The 16,684-nt window shown below is 48.6% G+C and carries 18 protein-coding genes and 3 pseudogenes; 13 read left to right on the plus strand and 8 right to left on the minus strand.

Annotated features, from left to right (window positions below):
- The first annotated feature begins 320 nt into the window (after nt 1-320).
- The 4 genes and pseudogenes from NZD89_RS15220 to NZD89_RS15235 form a co-directional block, all read left to right on the plus strand.
- The gene (locus NZD89_RS15220) at nt 321-584 is read left to right on the plus strand and encodes a hypothetical protein (RefSeq protein ID WP_268003659.1); all 264 of its coding nucleotides are present in this window, start codon (nt 321-323) and stop codon (nt 582-584) included.
- Between the two features lie 18 nt (nt 585-602).
- Nucleotides 603-1,592, plus strand: a pseudogene (locus NZD89_RS15225) (glycoside hydrolase family 76 protein); the annotation flags it as partial.
- A gap of 93 nt (nt 1,593-1,685) precedes the next feature.
- Nucleotides 1,686-2,108: a carbohydrate-binding protein gene (locus NZD89_RS15230; protein WP_268008506.1), complete on the plus strand. Its 423-nt coding sequence runs from the start codon at nt 1,686-1,688 to the stop codon at nt 2,106-2,108.
- A gap of 69 nt (nt 2,109-2,177) precedes the next feature.
- A pseudogene (locus tag NZD89_RS15235) lies at nt 2,178-2,385 on the plus strand (IS6 family transposase); the annotation flags it as partial.
- On the opposite strand, the pseudogene NZD89_RS15240 reads toward NZD89_RS15235, so the two are convergent.
- Nucleotides 2,363-2,539 (minus strand): annotated as a pseudogene (locus NZD89_RS15240) (GNAT family N-acetyltransferase); the annotation flags it as partial. The pseudogenes NZD89_RS15235 and NZD89_RS15240 sit on opposite strands and share 23 nt — an antisense overlap.
- Between NZD89_RS15240 and NZD89_RS29640 the strand changes: the two are divergent.
- Together NZD89_RS29640 and NZD89_RS15245 are read left to right on the plus strand one after the other, a co-directional pair.
- Nucleotides 2,529-2,888 (plus strand): DUF4183 domain-containing protein, encoded by a 360-nt coding sequence (locus NZD89_RS29640; protein ID WP_369125196.1) that lies wholly within the window; start codon nt 2,529-2,531, stop codon nt 2,886-2,888. The pseudogene NZD89_RS15240 and the gene NZD89_RS29640 overlap by 11 nt on opposite strands.
- A 31-nt stretch (nt 2,889-2,919) precedes the next feature.
- Nucleotides 2,920-3,213 carry a DUF4183 domain-containing protein gene (locus NZD89_RS15245; RefSeq protein ID WP_268003660.1) on the plus strand — a complete coding sequence of 98 codons (294 nt, stop codon included), beginning with the start codon at nt 2,920-2,922 and terminating at the stop codon, nt 3,211-3,213.
- Between the two features lie 418 nt (nt 3,214-3,631).
- Here NZD89_RS15245 and NZD89_RS29645 read toward each other — a convergent pair whose 3' ends face one another.
- On the minus strand, nt 3,632-3,970 hold the full coding sequence (locus NZD89_RS29645) for an S-Ena type endospore appendage (protein ID WP_369125197.1): 339 nt from the start codon (nt 3,968-3,970) through the stop codon (nt 3,632-3,634).
- A 246-nt stretch (nt 3,971-4,216) separates the two neighbouring features.
- Between NZD89_RS29645 and NZD89_RS29650 the strand changes: the two genes are divergently transcribed.
- The 3 genes from NZD89_RS29650 (at nt 4,217) to NZD89_RS15255 (ending at nt 7,173) form a co-directional block, all read left to right on the plus strand.
- Nucleotides 4,217-4,621: an S-Ena type endospore appendage gene (locus NZD89_RS29650; protein ID WP_369125270.1), complete on the plus strand. Its 405-nt coding sequence runs from the start codon at nt 4,217-4,219 to the stop codon at nt 4,619-4,621.
- A 291-nt stretch (nt 4,622-4,912) separates the two neighbouring features.
- A complete protein-coding gene (locus NZD89_RS15250; RefSeq protein ID WP_268003661.1) occupies nt 4,913-5,242 on the plus strand; it encodes a hypothetical protein in 330 nt (109 codons plus the stop codon).
- A gap of 17 nt (nt 5,243-5,259) precedes the next feature.
- Nucleotides 5,260-7,173, plus strand: a complete 1,914-nt coding sequence (locus NZD89_RS15255; RefSeq protein WP_268003662.1) for a motility associated factor glycosyltransferase family protein — start codon at nt 5,260-5,262, stop codon at nt 7,171-7,173.
- Nucleotides 7,174-7,370: 197 nt separating this feature from the next.
- On the opposite strand, the gene NZD89_RS15260 is transcribed toward NZD89_RS15255, so the two are convergent.
- Nucleotides 7,371-7,829 carry a hypothetical protein gene (locus NZD89_RS15260; protein WP_268003663.1) on the minus strand — a complete coding sequence of 153 codons (459 nt, stop codon included), beginning with the start codon at nt 7,827-7,829 and terminating at the stop codon, nt 7,371-7,373.
- Here NZD89_RS15260 and NZD89_RS15265 point away from each other — a divergent pair.
- From NZD89_RS15265 to NZD89_RS15280, 4 genes are read left to right on the plus strand one after another with little or no spacing between them, the layout of a single operon-like run.
- Nucleotides 7,800-8,849, plus strand: a complete 1,050-nt coding sequence (locus NZD89_RS15265; protein ID WP_268003664.1) for a nucleotidyltransferase family protein — start codon at nt 7,800-7,802, stop codon at nt 8,847-8,849. The two genes, NZD89_RS15260 and NZD89_RS15265, sit on opposite strands and share 30 nt — an antisense overlap.
- A complete protein-coding gene (locus tag NZD89_RS15270; RefSeq protein ID WP_268003665.1) occupies nt 8,846-9,757 on the plus strand; it encodes a Gfo/Idh/MocA family protein in 912 nt (303 codons plus the stop codon). The genes NZD89_RS15265 and NZD89_RS15270 overlap by 4 nt, the downstream gene beginning before the upstream one ends.
- Nucleotides 9,754-10,482, plus strand: a complete 729-nt coding sequence (locus tag NZD89_RS15275; protein WP_268003666.1) for an acylneuraminate cytidylyltransferase family protein — start codon at nt 9,754-9,756, stop codon at nt 10,480-10,482. The genes NZD89_RS15270 and NZD89_RS15275 overlap by 4 nt, the downstream gene beginning before the upstream one ends.
- On the plus strand, nt 10,442-11,278 hold the full coding sequence (locus NZD89_RS15280; RefSeq protein WP_268003667.1) for an SDR family oxidoreductase: 837 nt from the start codon (nt 10,442-10,444) through the stop codon (nt 11,276-11,278). Before NZD89_RS15275 ends, NZD89_RS15280 begins: the two co-directional genes overlap by 41 nt.
- A gap of 24 nt (nt 11,279-11,302) precedes the next feature.
- Here the strand turns inward: NZD89_RS15280 and NZD89_RS15285 are convergent, their stop codons facing one another.
- Genes NZD89_RS15285 through NZD89_RS15305 form a run of 5 tightly spaced genes read right to left on the minus strand, consistent with a single transcriptional unit; the run spans nt 11,303 to nt 16,352 of the window.
- Nucleotides 11,303-11,929: a PglD-related sugar-binding protein gene (locus tag NZD89_RS15285; protein WP_268003668.1), complete on the minus strand. Its 627-nt coding sequence runs from the start codon at nt 11,927-11,929 to the stop codon at nt 11,303-11,305.
- Nucleotides 11,884-13,008: an N-acetylneuraminate synthase gene (gene neuB, locus NZD89_RS15290; protein ID WP_268003669.1), complete on the minus strand. Its 1,125-nt coding sequence runs from the start codon at nt 13,006-13,008 to the stop codon at nt 11,884-11,886. The genes NZD89_RS15285 and neuB overlap by 46 nt, the downstream gene beginning before the upstream one ends.
- Nucleotides 13,008-14,165: a UDP-N-acetylglucosamine 2-epimerase gene (neuC, locus tag NZD89_RS15295; protein WP_268003670.1), complete on the minus strand. Its 1,158-nt coding sequence runs from the start codon at nt 14,163-14,165 to the stop codon at nt 13,008-13,010. The genes neuB and neuC overlap by 1 nt, the downstream gene beginning before the upstream one ends.
- The gene (locus NZD89_RS15300) at nt 14,158-15,345 is read right to left on the minus strand and encodes a LegC family aminotransferase (protein WP_268003671.1); all 1,188 of its coding nucleotides are present in this window, start codon (nt 15,343-15,345) and stop codon (nt 14,158-14,160) included. Before NZD89_RS15300 ends, neuC begins: the two co-directional genes overlap by 8 nt.
- Entirely contained in the window at nt 15,342-16,352 is a 1,011-nt protein-coding gene (locus tag NZD89_RS15305) for an NAD-dependent 4,6-dehydratase LegB (RefSeq protein WP_284285496.1), read from the minus strand. The genes NZD89_RS15300 and NZD89_RS15305 overlap by 4 nt, the downstream gene beginning before the upstream one ends.
- Between the last annotated feature and the right edge of the window lie 332 nt (nt 16,353-16,684).

Genomic DNA, 16,684 nt, shown 5'->3' on the forward strand with positions numbered 1-16,684 from the left:
GCGCACACGGAGCCACTGAGACAGACTGGGAGCCAAAAGCTGTGGATATTATTAAGCACCATAGATACTATTTGAGCGATAACTTAGACATAAACTTCTACCTAGATATGTCATAAAGTCGTAGTGTAGTCGTCACTAAATCACACTGAAAGTGTGCCGTTCTCCATGCTACAGTAACTTCACGTGGTAGCTTTATAGTGTCATGAGGGGCACAGTTTTTTCTTTCATTATTAAAAATGATGTTTATGAAAACGCAATCAAAAAGAGTTGAACGATGATCATGCCGTGGAACATTAAGGATTGAGAGGAGAGAATATTTGATGAAAAAGTCCGTGCTTTTGGGATCTCGAAAAAATATGCTGGTGAAGCGCAGCATCGCGACCGCCTTCAGTGTTTTAGCTGTTGGAAGTATCAGTACAAACACTGTTTCTGCAAGCCCTCAAAACAATAATCAGACTATTCATATAAATTATCAAACCAAAGCAACTACCGCTGTTCAGGGATTAATAGGATCCTATTGGAACAGTACCGGGAATCAGTTTGAAAACACACCCGGCGGGAGCTATGCAGGTAATTATTGGTGAGAAGCAAACGCACTCTATGCTTTAGCGGATGCTGATTTGGCGACGAATTCAACGACTTATAATTCGTACATCACCAATTTCATCACCGGTCTTCAAAAACAATATGGTTCACAGATGTTAGATAGTTGGAATGATGACGAGGGTTGGTTGGGGATTGCCTTAATGCAAGCATTTAAAGCGATGGGAACCAATTCGACATCGGCTTTTCCAGTAGCTCCCACAATATCGGACGGTATGAATAATGCCGGTGCGCCGGCACTTGTACAGGACGCGGAAACCCTTCAGGCGGATATTGAGAAAAGTTGTACGCCAGAAGGTGGTATCACATGGGATAAACCGAGCGCCGGAAGCAGTTGGTACAATCCCTTCTATCGAGAAACAGCCGCTAATATGACGGATGCAATCCTCTCTGCCGAACTATACTCAGCCACTCGGCACCAGTCGTATCTTGCTGATGCTATGCAACTATTTGATTGGGAATGGAATACGTTGGTTCTCCCCAAAGGAGGCATAGCAGGAGGAACAAAATATGGTCCAGGTACTGTTTTGGATGGTGTAGACTGGAATCCACTTAGTCAGCAGAATACGTATCCAAATGGCGGCACTGCACAGTGGACCTATAACTACGGTCTTGTCATAGGCGCAGCTGTTGAACTGTTCCAATTGACAGGTAATGGCGTATATCTATCGGACGCCGAACTGGTTGCCAACGCAGCCATTAAGCAATTCGCAAACTCTGACGACGTGATGGCAGGCGTCGAGACGGGCGGCGGCGATGGAGGTCTGTTCAAAGGGATCTTCATGCGATATATGATTGAACTGCTAAGTGTAGATGGCCAAAATCAGAATCTATTTAAGTTTGTTCAGGCCAATCTCTCCTCGTTGTGGAATCGTGACCAAACGTCTACCGCAGGCGTTTTTGGGGGTAATTGGACTGGTCCTGCACCGTCAGCTTCCTCTGTCGATCTGTCTAATGAACTAAGTGCAGTCATGTCTTTAACTTCCATGGCTACGTATCAACAGGCCGCCGAAAATTTCCCAGCTCAACCTTCTACAGCATCGCCCGAGGGTATTTCTGTCTACAGCGCGCTTCCAGCGATGATGGAGAGCACAAACCCCAGTACGCCGTATAGCTACTACGTCCAAGTTGGTGGATCTTATGAACCGGACAACAGCAACATCGGTGGTTGGGGTGATGGGAAAGGCAATGAGGCTGTGGTGCTTCCGGTGTGGGCTCAGCACCCAGGTACCGTGACGCTCTCCATTCGTTACTCGAATGCTAGTAACGCGGCTCCGCGAGACCTGTATATGAATGGATCAAAAGTGGATTCACTGACCTTCAACAATACTGGCGGTTGGGACATTTGGAGTACGGTACAAACCACTGTCAACCTGCAGCGGGGTGCAAACACGATTGCGTTGGTGGCTCCTACGAGTTCATCGGGCATTTATTTAAATCTCAACCAGATCATAACCTCTACTACAAAAACAACAAGTAAGACCAAAGTAGTTTCAAGAAAATAAGGTTCTGGTGCAAAAAAACCAAAGGTGCTAATATTGGCGAATAAATCCATGGGATGAAGATGACAGGTTATCAATGCGTTCAAATGGAAGCATTTCGAAGCTCACATTATCCTGACGGCTGTCCGATGGTATTTGCAATACAGCTTAAGTTACCGTTTACATCGTCGAACTGCTCGAAGAAAGAGGAGTCCAAGTTTCTCATACCACAATCATGCGCTGGGTTCATCAGTATGGTCCTGAATTAGACAAGCGAGTTTTAGTACGCACACTCCAAACTCCGTTTTGTGGGAAAATCTCTTCAGATCGGTGCCTTCGCATCTTGAAAACCCGACGATACGATTGTCATTGACCGCAACCAAAAATAGGTTTCTTGGACTGACGGTGTCCGTATGTATTAAATTTTCAAATCCGGGTACATCGATGAAACCTTTTGAAGGTAATTCGCTCAATCGCGATTGTCATAATACCTACATTTTTTATTTCTGTTGTTATCCCCATAACGAACCACTGTCACTTGTCTCTCAAAAGTTTTTTTCAAAAACCTCAAGTGGAACACATCTTGGCAGTGAACTGATTATTCCGGTTTTAGGTTTTGTAAATGATTCTGGGAACACAATCACCTCCTTCCCTACTGGATACTCGTATACAAATCTCTATATCAATGGAGTTATTCAACAAAATGGAACCTTCACAGTTGTACCATCTGCTCTTCTCGTAATAGGGGGAAGCCAGTTAGATCCGAATGACCCAATTGCCATTGAGTTTATAAGCCAAATCTAAAAACTGATGTGATGAAAGGAGGTGATAAATCATGGCAGTGACTCTTATCCACCCCAATCTTAAGTCCTACAAGTACTATACACCTGCTAGTGTAGGGACTGTGAGCGGGTCCGATCTAGTAATTGTCGCAACGTCATTTGTAGATGACAACGGAAATGCAGTAACCGCATTCCCTGCTAGCTATGCCAACTATACGTTATTCATTAACGGCATTCCACAAGAAAACGGGTCTGCAACCGTTACAACGTCAGATCTTACAATTGTAGGCGGAGCATCGCTGGATCCAGGCGATCCGATTGTCCTCGACCTCGTTGTCAACTTCTAATGACCCTATCTGAAAAGGGCGCAATTGCACCCTTTTCGTGTTTAAAATTTATGAACATGTCTCGCTACCCAACGACTATCTATTTCTCTTTCTATGAGGCTTGGACTCTCATCGTCAAATGACAACAAGTAGTGGTCTTGTTGACGAATACACTTACACGGGTATGAGGATGAACGGGTACCTCCCCAATTTACGGACACCCGTTGTACTGTATAGAGAATGTTATTCAGCAACTAAAATTGTTAGTTCTGCACCTTTCTTATGCTGCTGACCATCGGCCTCAGAGTATTGTTTAACGTACACACGAGATGCCCCGGCAGAAGCGGTTTCCTCTACAAGGGCTCTAACATCATCGGCAAGACTTCACGACGGCTCGTGAAACAAGATACACGGAGGACCTCTCAGACTTCTACAAAATTCAGAGTGCAGGTATTTGTAATTCTAAACACAACTTCCCGGACGCAACTGATGATGCTGTCCCAACGACCTGGATTATATCAAAGCCGCTCACAGTGAATGCAACAGATTGCCCTGGCAATAAGGGGATGGCCTGAATAACCGTGTCACGAAATAGAAACTCTATTTTGACCTCCTCAGACGGAGTCATGTCCGACGTCACACTACCTGAGCCCAAAACCAATTCAGTTGAAACGTAAACAACAGTCTTATTCTCCCCATCTAAAATCCATTCAACCTGCAAGCATTGTTGAATGAGATGCCTTTGACAGATACCTTCACAGTGCGAATGACGGTTCACTGCCCCCCATTCCCCCTCCCAATGGCTTCCTCTCAGTGTAATGTAATATACCTCCGGTCATTCAAGGTGCCCCGGCGGACGTATGCGTGTATTCGTCTATTTTGAATAGAAATGCGGATAGAAACACAGGGCAAGCAACTAAATTCATACCTTCGTCGGCTTATGTCCTTCGCATGCTGGCCCGGGTCGCAATATTATTTTTTAGTGCACTATCGAGGGAGGAGGGGTTCAATGCAAAAATCCCATATGGCGCAAATCAGCAAACGAGTGACTGTCGTAAATGTCCACTGTGGTCAGTCGCGGAAACGACGGCGCTGTATCCCTAGGAAAAAAAAACCAAAAGCAAAACGCTTCTGCTGGGAGACAATTTGTGGACGCATATTCCAATTATGTAGCGATGAGGCTAGAACCTATTTTCTCTCCACCCATCCGTACCCCGCGGCAATGGTGAGGGTTGACAACGACTCGAAGTGTGCGATGACAGTTTTCATCCAATTGAACGGAAAGGAGGAAGTCATCGCGCAGATTGAACAAGGGCAGCAGGTATCTTTCAATGTGGCTTCCTTAAAAAGTCTGAGGGTGGAATGTTGCGGAGAGAGTGGAGTGTGCAAGGGCGCTTATTTGATTCGCGTACGTCAGTTCGAAAGGTAACGTCAATCTGGTGACTACACTATGTATGTGAGGTGAGGTTCCCTGTGGAACAGCCAAACCGGGAGAGCGACGTTCGGCAGAAATTACTGTTGGTTCTTGAAGAATGGTATGTTTGGCTCACCTCAAATCCACAAGTTCTATTTCAGGAATCTGACACAGAACGAATGCAAGTGCCTGTGATGCAATTTTCGGAGACCAATGAATGGATGAGACAGTCGATAATGACAAAAATCAATTGTTTTTTTGAACAAGGGGCCCGGAATGCCATGCACCGCTTCCGGAAGGGGGACTATGACAGCTATGATCCGAGATCATGATTTCGTCTCCTGTATGGAACAAGGGTGTGAATCCTGGCGCTGCGGGGATGACTTAGGTGGGCTCAGTTGGTTTCAAATGGCCTGTTTGTTATGGCTTGATGGTTTAATGCGCCCAGATGAAGAGGATACCGAGAATCGGCTTTCTGACAACATGGTTCATCTCGTGACCCAAATGCTGCGAAATATGCTGGACCATTTGCGAAACGAAGACATCACTCGGGCTACTGACATCTTGGAGTATGAATTGCTGCCCGTATTAAGGGCCAGAAACACGTGGCAATCCGTCGAGTGGACGGGAGGGTAACTGATGGGAGGATAATTATGGATAACGAAATTTTTTCCAATAACCTTGCATGCCTACCTCAATATCTCAAAGACCTGCTGCCACCACCATCAAATCACGAAATGTATTGGCAATCGGTTCAGATTGCCACTGGAAAGAACGGTTGGCCCGTCGGTATCTATCGCATGGAAAACAACCACACTCACACCAACAGCTTTGTCGACCCTTGGGCAGAAGCTCAACAGTGGGCAGCATCCATCAATTATAAAGACACCAAGGTGAGTATCATCTATGGCTGCGGCTTCGGGTACCCCCTCCTCGAATACGCGAAGCGGAAAAAGGCCTATACAGAAACACTCATCTTTGAGCAGAACGTCGAACTATTCTATGCCATGCTCCAGTGTATCGACCTTCAACCTTTACTGAGCGATCCCTCGTGTCATTTTCTCGTGGGGAACATAGACCAAATTAAGAGCCAGCTGAAGAGTCTCCTCTATGAGGAGTTTCTGCTACGAAGCACGAATCTGACCGTCTCGTTTACTTGGCTGGCGCACCGCCACGAGAAAAACCTGTACCTTACGCTGCATGAGTGGTTCTTGCATGCCCTTCGAGGATCTTGCATGAGCATTGGCAACTCCATTTATGACACACTGGTTGGTGTCTACAACACCCTAGACAACGCACAAGAGATTATCTGCAGCCCACAACTTTCTTCACTGCGTAATGCATTCATGGGTAAACCGGCATTTATCGTTTCTAATGGTCCTTCATTGGATAGAAATATCGATACACTCACCCGAGCGGTTGGAAAATCTCTTATCATCACCGCAGAATCATCCTTGCGGCCTTGCCTCATACGAGGGATACGACCAGATGCTGTGGCAGTCACGGAGCGCACACCCAATGTGTATCACATCCATTTCGAAAACCAACGACTCCCATCTGACCTTGTATTAATTGGCTTGACCCTGATAGACCCAAGGATTCCAAAGTTGTTCCAGGGTTCCTTTGTTCCGGTGTTTCGGTCTGGAGAATCATCGTGTAGGTGGATACAACAGACGCTTACGGATGACGTGTGCGGTCTTCACAGCGGATCGTCATCCGCTCACCTAGCGTTTGAATTTGCCGTATGGACGGGCGCCAATCCCATCGTATTTGTAGGCCAAGATCTGGCTTTTGGCAGAGACAAGACGACACATAGTCAGTTATCTGCCTATGCCGAAAGTACCCTCGCACATCAAGTTAAGTCGCTGCGGGAACAACCAGCCTTCTATGTTCCGGGCGTAAACGGTGAGCGAGTACTCACGACCAGACTCTGGGACGAGTTCAGAGCTTGGTTTGAAGACCAAATCAGTTTGCACCCTGAGGTTCACTTTATCGACGCCACCGAAGGAGGGGCCTACATTCACGGCACGGAACTAATGACCCTCGACGAAGTGGTTTCCACGTATTGCACGGAGTACGTAGATACAGCTCTGTATCAATACGTTCAAAGCGCTTCTGTTCTCCCCAATACGTCAGAGATTGCAAAAAAGTACAGTACGCTGCTATCCAAAGTTAAAGATATGAAAAACCAATTTCATTCCTTAACACAATCTGCCAATGACGACATTCAAGACTGCAGGCTGGTCGAACTGGCATGCCAGCTAAAGGCGAAACACCCGGAGACTGAAGTCCCCTCATTTATCGAGGCATTAGTTGAAAGAAGCAGTGTTGCGTGCGAAAAATTTACAGACGTCCAAATCGCTCCTTACACCCAACACGCTCTCTTCGCGTTTCATAAACAAATTAATGATCTTGGAGAAGTCGACAGTGTGGATAGTTTATATTTGGCCACGAGACTCTACAGAGACATGTATGAATGTCTTAAAAAGATTTGTGCGGTGATGACCCAACAGTTTGACCTCGCTGAACGACACGTCATACAGAAATCGGAAATCGATCATACATGACGTTAAATTATTTCAATATTGTAGATTATGCTCCTGGCCAATTTTTACACATCATCTGTCTATACACATTGTCTCTCTAGTTCATATATTAAATGGCATTGAAAATATGCCAAGGAGGAATAAAAAATGTCGTGTAGTTGTTCAACACAATCCTGTTGCGGTCAAGAGCTGGTCAGTGTATGTCTGCCAACGCAAAGTTACCAATTCTCAACTGCCGGGCAAACACTGTTTGGCCCCAACCCGACTTCTGTTGCAGCCAGCGGTTTACTTTCCAACGACTCGACGAATTCGGCAAGCCTCACCTTTACGTTTCGGAGGGGAACGTCGGCGGTTGCAACGTACACCCTCGCTACAGGACAAAAACTCAGATCGTTCGTTGTACCAAACTTCACCTCCGTTAGCGTGACATCCACTGTTGTGAGTACAGGCACGACTGCTAACTTGTGCATGACCGAGTTCTTCCGTTCCGCTGTGTAACGAATGTTCATACGATACCTGCGTATGGAGGCAAATGTAGACCGTGTTGAAAGATTAGCCACACGGTCTACACTGCCATCCAATGCGTAACGTTCATGGTGATTGTACGGAGTCAAATCCAGCCACTTTACTTGACAGGAGTGAAGCCGATGAAACCGTGCACCAAGATCATGGTCCACCCGGACTCCTCCATTGAAGAAACTATCCGGGTCATTGACAACCACGGGTTCCAGATTGCCTTGGTCGTAGATTCTGAGCGTCATCTATTAGGGACCGTCACGGACGGTGACATCCGGCGCGCCATCCTGAATGGCGTCGACCTTCACCGAGCGATTCGCGTGATCATGAATACACGGCCGACCGTCGTTCAGAGTGGCACCTCTCCCCAATCCGTCTTCGCTTTGATGGGGCAGAAGAGAGTTCGGGGCATCCCTGTCATTGATGATAAGGGGCGGGTGGTAGGAATTGAACTCCTGGAAGACTTTCTACAAACTGCGAAACGCCCCAACAATGTGGTTCTCATGGCTGGGGGACTCGGAACTCGGTTGGCTCCTCTAACCGCCAACTGTCCAAAACCGTTATTGTCGATTGGTCCCAAACCCATCTTAGAAATAATTCTCACCTCCCTCATCAATCATTCCTTTCACCGTTTCTATTTCTCCGTAAACTACAAGGCAGAAATGATTAAAGACTATTTCGGGAGAGGGGAGAAATGGGGAGTCGAGATTGAATATCTTTGGGAGAACAAACGTCTTGGAACGGCTGGGGCACTTTCACTGCTGCCACCCAATATCATGGAACCCGTGATTGTGATTAATGGAGATTTGTTAACGCGAGTGGATTTTGGACAGCTGCTGGAGTTCCATACGGCAAGCCAGAGTGTGGCAACGATGGGTATCCGGGAACATGTTTACTCCATTCCATACGGTGTGGTGCAGTTCGCTGACAACCGTCTTATCGAGATACACGAGAAACCGCAGCACCGATTGTTTGTTAACGCTGGAATTTACGTCATAGAACCACAAGTCCTATCACTCATACCTCCCTGTACCAATATCGACATGACCGATTTTCTCGAACAACTCGCACAGAAGAACCTCCCCGTTTCCGTGTTCCCAATTCGCGAGTACTGGTTGGATATCGGAAAAATGGACGACTACCACAGGGCGCTGAGAGAGTATCCCGAGGTGTTCCCATGAACACCCTCATTATCGGTTATGGCTCGGTCGGGCAGCGGCATAGCCGTATACTCCAAAGCTTGGACTGTCACGTTTCTATCGTCAGTCGGCATGCCGCCCCATCCCTTTTACCAACGTACCGGTGCGAAAAGGATGGACTACAGGCAGTAAACCCCGATGTCGTCGTTGTATCGAATCGGACACACGAACACTTCGGCACACTGTGTGCCCTTCGAGAACAGGGATACAAAGGTGTTGTACTCATGGAGAAGCCGTTATTCGATGGCGCTCGAACACTGCCGCCGGAGTATCTGCACAACGTTTTCGTGGCCTATAATCTCCGATTTCACCCGGTTCTTAATCGTCTAAAATCCTTGGTGAAGCAAGACCGTGTCGTCTCCACGCAAGTTTATGTTGGTCAATACCTCCCAATTTGGCGACAAGGTGATTACCGCTTGTGCTACTCTGCAAAGCGACAGGAAGGCGGCGGTGCATTGCGAGACCTCAGCCATGAGCTGGATTACGTTCAATGGCTGTTTGGAAAGTGGCGACAAGTCACAGCTCTAGGGGGACATTGCAGCAACTTGGAAATCGACAGTGATGACGTATGTGGAATTTTAATGAAAACGAACCAGTGCCCGGTTTTAAACATACAGATGAATTATTTAGATAGGCTAGGGCGTCGGCAAATTCTCGTCAACACCGATGCACACACATACGTGGCAGATTTGATGCATAACACGCTGCAGGTTGACAGGGACGTCAAAGAGTATCCTTGTACACCCGATCTCACGTACCGAAAACAGCTTCAGGCACTCATTCTCGGTCAGTACAATGAACTCTGCTCTGCCAAAGAAGCGTTGGCCATCGTTGATCTCATCGAGGAAGTCGAACAATGCATGCAGCGGCGAAGGTGGGTTACAAGGTGAAGAGATTATGTACGATTTGTGCTCGTGGCGGGTCAAAGGGAGTGCGAAACAAGAACATCCGGGACTTACTTGGAAAGCCGCTCATTGCCTATTCCATAGAACAGGCCGAACGAACGAAGTTGTTTGACATCATCGCCGTCAGCAGTGATTCGAAGGAAATCCTGAATGTTGCTGGGCAATATGGTGTACAGGAGCTTGTTAAGCGTCCGTCGCACATTGCAACCGATGAAGCCCCGAAGCTCCCAGCCATCCAACACTGTGTCCAAACCGTTGAGCAAAATGTGAGTATTCAATTCGACACCATCGTTGACCTCGACGCAACCTCCCCATTGCGATACATCGAGGACATTGTTGGAGCGGTCGAACTGCTGGAGAAAAGAAATGCCAACATCGTCCTAACAGGCACGCCGTCCCGTCGATCACCGTATTTCAATATAGTCGAAGAAAGTGAAGACAGCGTACATTTGGTGCTTCCCCCAGCCTCTCTCTATGCCCGACGCCAGGATACACCACCGACTTATGACCTAAACGCTTCGGTTTACGTTTGGAAGCGCGACTGGCTTTTCACCAGTCAGACACTGTTCGGTAAGGGCAGTCAACTTTTTGTAATGCCCCCTGAACGGTCTATCGACATCGATTCGGAATTGGATTTCACAGTGGTGGAGTGTTTAATGAAGCAAAGGAGTGAGAAGGTTGGACCCGACAATGTACAAGGCACTCTTTGATTTGTCTGGAAAAGTTGCTGTGGTAACGGGCGGCGTCGGCATTCTAGGACGAAAGTTTTGCTCGGGTCTGGCGGAGTTCGGCGCCAACGTCGCGATTGTCGACCTCGATCAGTCACAAGCCACCGAGTTCTCGAATGAATTGAACGACCGGTATGGACGGTCATGCATTGGCATCTCGTGTGATGTTTCGAATCCACATTCCGTACACCAGATGGTTACGACCGTCACGAACGAGTTGGGTGCAATTCATATCCTTCTCAACAACGCTGCCAGTAAGTCGGACTGTCTATCGGATTTTTTCGCTCCATTCGAGAACTATTCGTTGGAGCAGTGGAAACAAGTGATGTCTGTTAACCTGGATGGTATGTTCCTCGTTGCTCAGTCCGTCGGTAAGTCGATGATTGAGCGCGGTCTTGGGGGTTCCATCATTCAGACTTCGTCAATTTATGGAGCTTTAGCACCGGATGAACGCATTTACGACGGATCGAATTACCTGGGAACCTCCATTAACTCACCTGCCGTATACTCCGCGTCCAAAGCAGGTGTCATCGGTCTCAGCCGGTATCTCGCGGCGCGGTGGGCAAAGCATGGAATCCGCGTCAACACCCTCATTCCCGGAGGCGTTCAGAGTGGCCAGAACGAAACTTTCGTGAACAACTACTCGCAAAGAATCCCCCTAGGGCGCATGGCCAAACCACACGAACTCGTAGGGGCGGTGGTGTACCTAGCTTCCGACGCATCGTCTTACGTGACAGGTCACAGCTTGTTTGTGGATGGTGGACTTCACGCATGGTGATAACTTTTACGTGCGACGTGCTTGTTATCGAGCAGGGACTCCTTTGACTACATGGCCGTCTAGGACATTCTTGGTAACGACTGCCCCCGCGCCCACCGTGGCGTATCGACCGACTGACAGCTTTGCATCCCGCCCTTTCCCTTGTAGAACCACGGCTCCCGATCCGATGTAAGCACCTTCCAACAATCGAACATTCCCCGACACATTCGCACCCGGACCAATCGTGACGTAATCCTCAATTGCACAGTCATGAGCTACCGTGCAATTTTGATTGTAGATTCCAAAGTTGCCGAACGTGATGTTAACCGTCACCCTGGCCCCTGCCAGTACAATGTTGCCCTTTCTCTGAAGCAGGTCCGCCTTTTGCCTGATGCCGAACGTTGCACAGGGATGGACTACATTGACAAAAGGGAGAATCGAAAAGCGACAGTGGACGTCCCTTCGCAAACGCGGATTGCCTAATGCAATGACAAACTGGTATTTTGCCAGTCGCAAAGCGTCCACTTCCATTTCAGAGACCACCGGGAATCCAGAGGCTGTGGATACACCATGGTCTTTATCGATCAAAACGACGCTGTTATATCTGAGCTCTAAACACAGGTCTGCTACTTCTTCGGCGAATCCCCCTGCCCCAAAAATGGCAATGTCCATTCAATCATCTCATCTTTCTTGTACGGACGTGGCGCAACTTTACCGAGCAACTCCCAGTAGTACATGGGAGAAATTCCGGTGCCGGGTCTCTTCGCGGTAAGATTTTCGGCATTGAATATGTCCCCCTGTGCGATGGGCATGGCGGCAACAATGCTTTTACGCGATACCTGTGCGTTCCCCCGTTCAGACGGCATGGGGTGCTTCAAAGCGGATCCGAGTGCGATTTCGACCTCCCGAATACACTTTACCATCTGTTTGAAGCCATCTGGCTCCATCGAAGCGGAATGGTCTGGTCCTTCCATAGAACAGTCGAGCGTAATATGTTTTTCAATCATTGCGGCCCCTCGCGCTACTGCAGCAATCGCGACTGAAAAACCTTGGGTGTGATCCGACAAACCTACCGGTAACCTGAATGCCTGCTCTAATGTATTCATAGCCCGCAGATTGACTTGCTCCATGGGAGCTGGGTACTCCGACGTCGTATGCAAGAGGCAGACTTTTTGCGATAAGGCGATTTGGCCATCTGTTGAACAGTAGGCATGGTAAAACTCCGTGAGAGTCGGCTCCGATGAAGTCGTGTGAATGAATCCAAAAGCGAGCGCAGCCAGAGCGCTCTCGACCTCTCCGAGTGTACACATTCCAGTGGATAAAATGACGGGCTTCTTCGCGCGTGCGATTTCTACGAGAAGGGGAAAATTCGTCACTTCACCCGAGGCTATCTTGATCCTAGTAACGTTTAGGTCTCGCACCAGCATCCGAACACTTTCCATATCAAATGGAGTGGACATAAATTCAATATGTCTTTCCTCGCAATAACGCCGGAGAACACCATGGTCCGCTATCGATAACTGCAATTTACGAAGCATTTCGTATTGTGGCTCGGTGTCTTCCAATGAATCTTTCTGGTAATCGGCCTTCGGTGCAGTGGAGCTAACCAGACTTTCCGCATGGAAAGATTGAAACTTCACTGCATCTGCGCCCGCAGCAACCGCCGCGTCAACCAATTTTTTCGCTAAAGCGAGAGAACCGTTATGGTTGACCCCAATTTCCGCTACCACAAACGTTCGCGAACGTCGCATTAATTCCCCACCTCGCAAAACCGTTTTGTAGTTTTACCTAATTGCGGAATGTAAAGCATTATCTCCGTAAGGATGCGCTCGCTGCTATATCCGTCACCATACGGGTTTGCGACGTTCTGGCAGTCAAGTTGGAACGCATTCTGAATCGCGTGCAAGATGTCCTCTGCTCTCGGCTCGCAGTGTACAACGGAGTTCCCGCGCATTCGCCCTTTTTGACGGTCGCCGATATCCACCGTCGGTTTCTTCAGACTTGGCACCTCGTAAATTCCACTCGAGGAGTTTCCAACAACTGCGTCGACCCACTGAACAGCGCTAAAATAGTAGAGTTGGCCAAGCGACGTGTGCGAAACAGCGTTAGCGTGATTGGCGACAAAATCGTCTATCATATTGGCAAGCAAACGCCCCTCTGGGTCAGCGTTCGGTTTTGTAAAAATAATTCCGACGTCCTCACCCAACTGATGGAGCGCGTGAAGGACTTCCCCAAACTCTTCAGATGAGTGACGTGGTCCCAGTGTCACAGGGTGGTATGTCACCAGTACATTGTTGGTTCGAAATTGAAATTTAAGGATTTCCGCCAGCTCCTCTTTCGAGAGCAGTACAAGGTTTCGAATTCTGTCAATTCCAGGGTGCCCTACGTCGAAAACAACTGCAGGGTCCTCACCAAGTTGGCAGACCCTTCGTCTTGCGGCCTCGTGCGTCACAAAGTGCAGGCTCGCCAGTTTCGTGATGCTGTGCCGAATGGAGTCGTCAAACGCACCTTCGGTGACATCCCCTCCTCCGATGTGAGCAATGGGAATTCGGGCGATATAAGCGGCCAGAGCGGCCGACAGGATCTCAAACCGGTCACCCAAGAGAACTACGAGATTTGGAGACAGCGTATGAAACACTTCCGCGAATCCAATCATGCCTAGACCCATAGATTTTGTGACTCCTACGGCGGTGTCACTTGATAGCAGTGACTCTACCTTCGCGGCAATGTCAAATCCGTCTCGCTCAATCACCTTATACGTCAGCCCAAATTCTGGCGAGAGATGCATTCCTGTGGCCACGACCTGCAAATCCACATCATTACACTTGTTCAGTCCGACCATGATGTCGTGCAGTAAGCCGTATTCCGCTCGACTTCCTGTTACCACGCAGATCTTCCATTTAGCCATGAAGACCTCCTAAAGACGCGCTACTTGGTACATTGATGATCCGCTTTGCCAGCCTTTCCGTGACGGAGAGATCCATACGCGGACAATTCGTGTACATAATCTGGTGATGCAACGGTGTCCAACATGGGCGTGTCATAATGCCCTCCTGGTTCGTGAGTGCCAACAAGTCGTCCAACCATTTCGAATACGCATCGTCTAGAAGGAATGTATTCAACCAATAATTACTGCTCGAATGTAGGGGCTCTTTAAAGTACTGGATACTCTGGCAACCTGCAAAAGCCGATTGATACGTCATCGCCAATTGTCGCTTGGAATTTAAGAACGAGGCGATTTGTTCAAGCTGAGCAACACCGAGCGCGGCGTTAATGTTCGGTAATCGGTAGTTGTAACCGACCTCGTCATGGCTAAACGCCCAGGCGTGGGGAAGCTTTGCTGTCGTTGTGAGATGCTTAGCCTGTTCTGCCAGTTGTCTATCATTGCACAATATCGCGCCGCCACCGCCCGTTGTGACGATCTTGTTGCCATTGAAACTGAGAGCCGAGAGCATCCCCCAGTTCCCTGTATGTCGGCCTTTATAGTAGGATCCGAGCGATTCCGCGGCATCTTCCACGAGAGCGAGTTTGTAACGTTCACAAACATCAACAAGCACATCAAGGTCGACTGGACAACCAAATGTATGCATGGGAACAACTGCTTTAATTCGACGACCAGACTGTTGGTTAAAGCACTCATCACCGCTAACACGCGCAACCTCTTGAAGGTAAAGTTCCAGTTTCAACGGATCGAGCCCGAGCGTTTCCTCCGCGCAATCCACGAAATGAGGTACTGCACCGCAGTAGTTCACTGCATTGGCTGTTGCAATAAACGTAAGCGCCGGAACTAAAACTTCATCGTCAGGCCGTACCCCGCATAGTCTCAGGCACATATGGAGTGCTGCTGTGCCGTTCACTACGGCAACCGCAAATTTTGCGCCCGTGTACTCGGCAAGTTCGGTTTCAAACCGGCTCACATACTGACCCACCGACGATACCCACCGAGTATCCAAACACTCTTTGATGTATTCCCACTCGTTCCCACCGAAAGTCGGCTCATGCAACGGAATGAGCCTGTCTGTAGATTGCGGAAGTACAATCCGCAGTCGTGCGAGAACATCCGTCAGAAATTCGTCTTTTGTCTTCATACGCCATACCTTTGTGGATGGTAGTGCTTCAGGTTGTCCTCGTTTATAAACCAATCCGCGGTTTCTTTCAGTCCGCTTCTAAGTCCGTCCCGGCCGACGTAGTGCGGAGTCCAGCCAAAATATGTGCGGGCCAATGAATTATCCGCCCACAATCGCTCCACTTCGCTTTCTGCTGGACGAAGCCGTGTTGATTCCGTTTCGACCTCTACGTGAACACCCATAACATCTGCAATCAGTTGCACCAATTGTGCGATAGAAATCTCATAATTGCTCCCTACGTTCACTACTTTACCTACCGACGTGTCGGCTTCGGCTATAGCCGTGAACCCGCGGACTGTGTCCTTCACATAAGTGAAGTCCCGCGTCGGATGAAGCGCGCCGAGTTTCAATTTCCGGTTACCGCTGGCAATCTGACTAATAATTGTAGGGATGACGGCCCGGAGGGATTGCCTTGGACCAAACGTGTTAAAGGGTCGAACGATGGAAACGGGTGCGCCAAAAGCGTCATGGAAGGATAATGCGAGCTGATCGGCGCCAATTTTTGTTGCAGCATAGGGCGACTGTGCGCGTAACGGGTGGGATTCCGTGATTGGGACGAACTGCGCCGTCCCGTACACTTCACTCGTTGAAGTGTGAATGACTCTGTCCGTGCCAAGTGTCTGCGCTGCCTGCAACACGTGCAACGTACCTCTCACATTGGTGTCTACATACGACGCGGGAGCCTGGTATGAATAGGGTATGCCTACGAGCGCTGCCAGATGGAATACGACTTGGCATCCCCGCATCACGTTCATCACAAAGTCAGCATCGCGGATATCACCGAATACGATTTCAACCTGATTGTGTACTTCGGAAGGGAGATATTCTAGCCAACCAGAGGAGCCAAATGAATTGTAAAACGCAAGAGCTTTCACGTGACATCCCCGACAGACAAGCTCTTCGACAAGGTGAGAGCCGATAAACCCATCCGAACCCGTAACCAAGGTTTTTATGCCCGCCAAATTCACGATGCACCCTCCCCGCAGACAGATTACTCTATCTTATTCGCCCCACTTTTAGGCTATTCTAGGTGCCCGTCCGAAACGGGTTCGACCTGTGTACCATACGATTCCCTGAGTACACAAAGGTTTTCAAAGAGATATTCATCCCACGATCCCTAGCAACATTACGTAGCTTTCTGTCTCCATCTGACTTAACATCTCTGACACCAGAGCAAGTTATTGAGGCTTGGTCAGAACATATGTCACGCCCAGGTGGTACTCGGGGTATGCGCAAAGCGACTCAACTAATTGCAATAGCTAGGAATAGCGTGGGCGATGTATGCGCCCTCGAGGAGGAC

This window comes from Alicyclobacillus fastidiosus, assembly GCF_026651875.1.
Classification (GTDB): domain Bacteria; phylum Bacillota; class Bacilli; order Alicyclobacillales; family Alicyclobacillaceae; genus Alicyclobacillus; species Alicyclobacillus fastidiosus.

Coding starts and splice junctions, on each gene's coding strand:
- NZD89_RS15220 (WP_268003659.1), top strand. CDS start 321: ATGAAAAAGTCCGTGCTTTTGGGATCTCGAAAAAATATGCTGGTGAAG.
- NZD89_RS15230 (WP_268008506.1), top strand. CDS start 1,686: ATGGAGAGCACAAACCCCAGTACGCCGTATAGCTACTACGTCCAAGTT.
- NZD89_RS29640 (WP_369125196.1), top strand. CDS start 2,529: ATGAAACCTTTTGAAGGTAATTCGCTCAATCGCGATTGTCATAATACC.
- NZD89_RS15245 (WP_268003660.1), top strand. CDS start 2,920: ATGGCAGTGACTCTTATCCACCCCAATCTTAAGTCCTACAAGTACTAT.
- NZD89_RS29650 (WP_369125270.1), top strand. CDS start 4,217: ATGGCGCAAATCAGCAAACGAGTGACTGTCGTAAATGTCCACTGTGGT.
- NZD89_RS15250 (WP_268003661.1), top strand. CDS start 4,913: ATGACAGCTATGATCCGAGATCATGATTTCGTCTCCTGTATGGAACAA.
- NZD89_RS15255 (WP_268003662.1), top strand. CDS start 5,260: ATGGATAACGAAATTTTTTCCAATAACCTTGCATGCCTACCTCAATAT.
- NZD89_RS15265 (WP_268003664.1), top strand. CDS start 7,800: ATGAAACCGTGCACCAAGATCATGGTCCACCCGGACTCCTCCATTGAA.
- NZD89_RS15270 (WP_268003665.1), top strand. CDS start 8,846: ATGAACACCCTCATTATCGGTTATGGCTCGGTCGGGCAGCGGCATAGC.
- NZD89_RS15285 (WP_268003668.1), bottom strand. CDS start 11,929: ATGGACATTGCCATTTTTGGGGCAGGGGGATTCGCCGAAGAAGTAGCA.
- neuB (WP_268003669.1), bottom strand. CDS start 13,008: ATGCGACGTTCGCGAACGTTTGTGGTAGCGGAAATTGGGGTCAACCAT.
- neuC (WP_268003670.1), bottom strand. CDS start 14,165: ATGGCTAAATGGAAGATCTGCGTGGTAACAGGAAGTCGAGCGGAATAC.
- NZD89_RS15300 (WP_268003671.1), bottom strand. CDS start 15,345: ATGAAGACAAAAGACGAATTTCTGACGGATGTTCTCGCACGACTGCGG.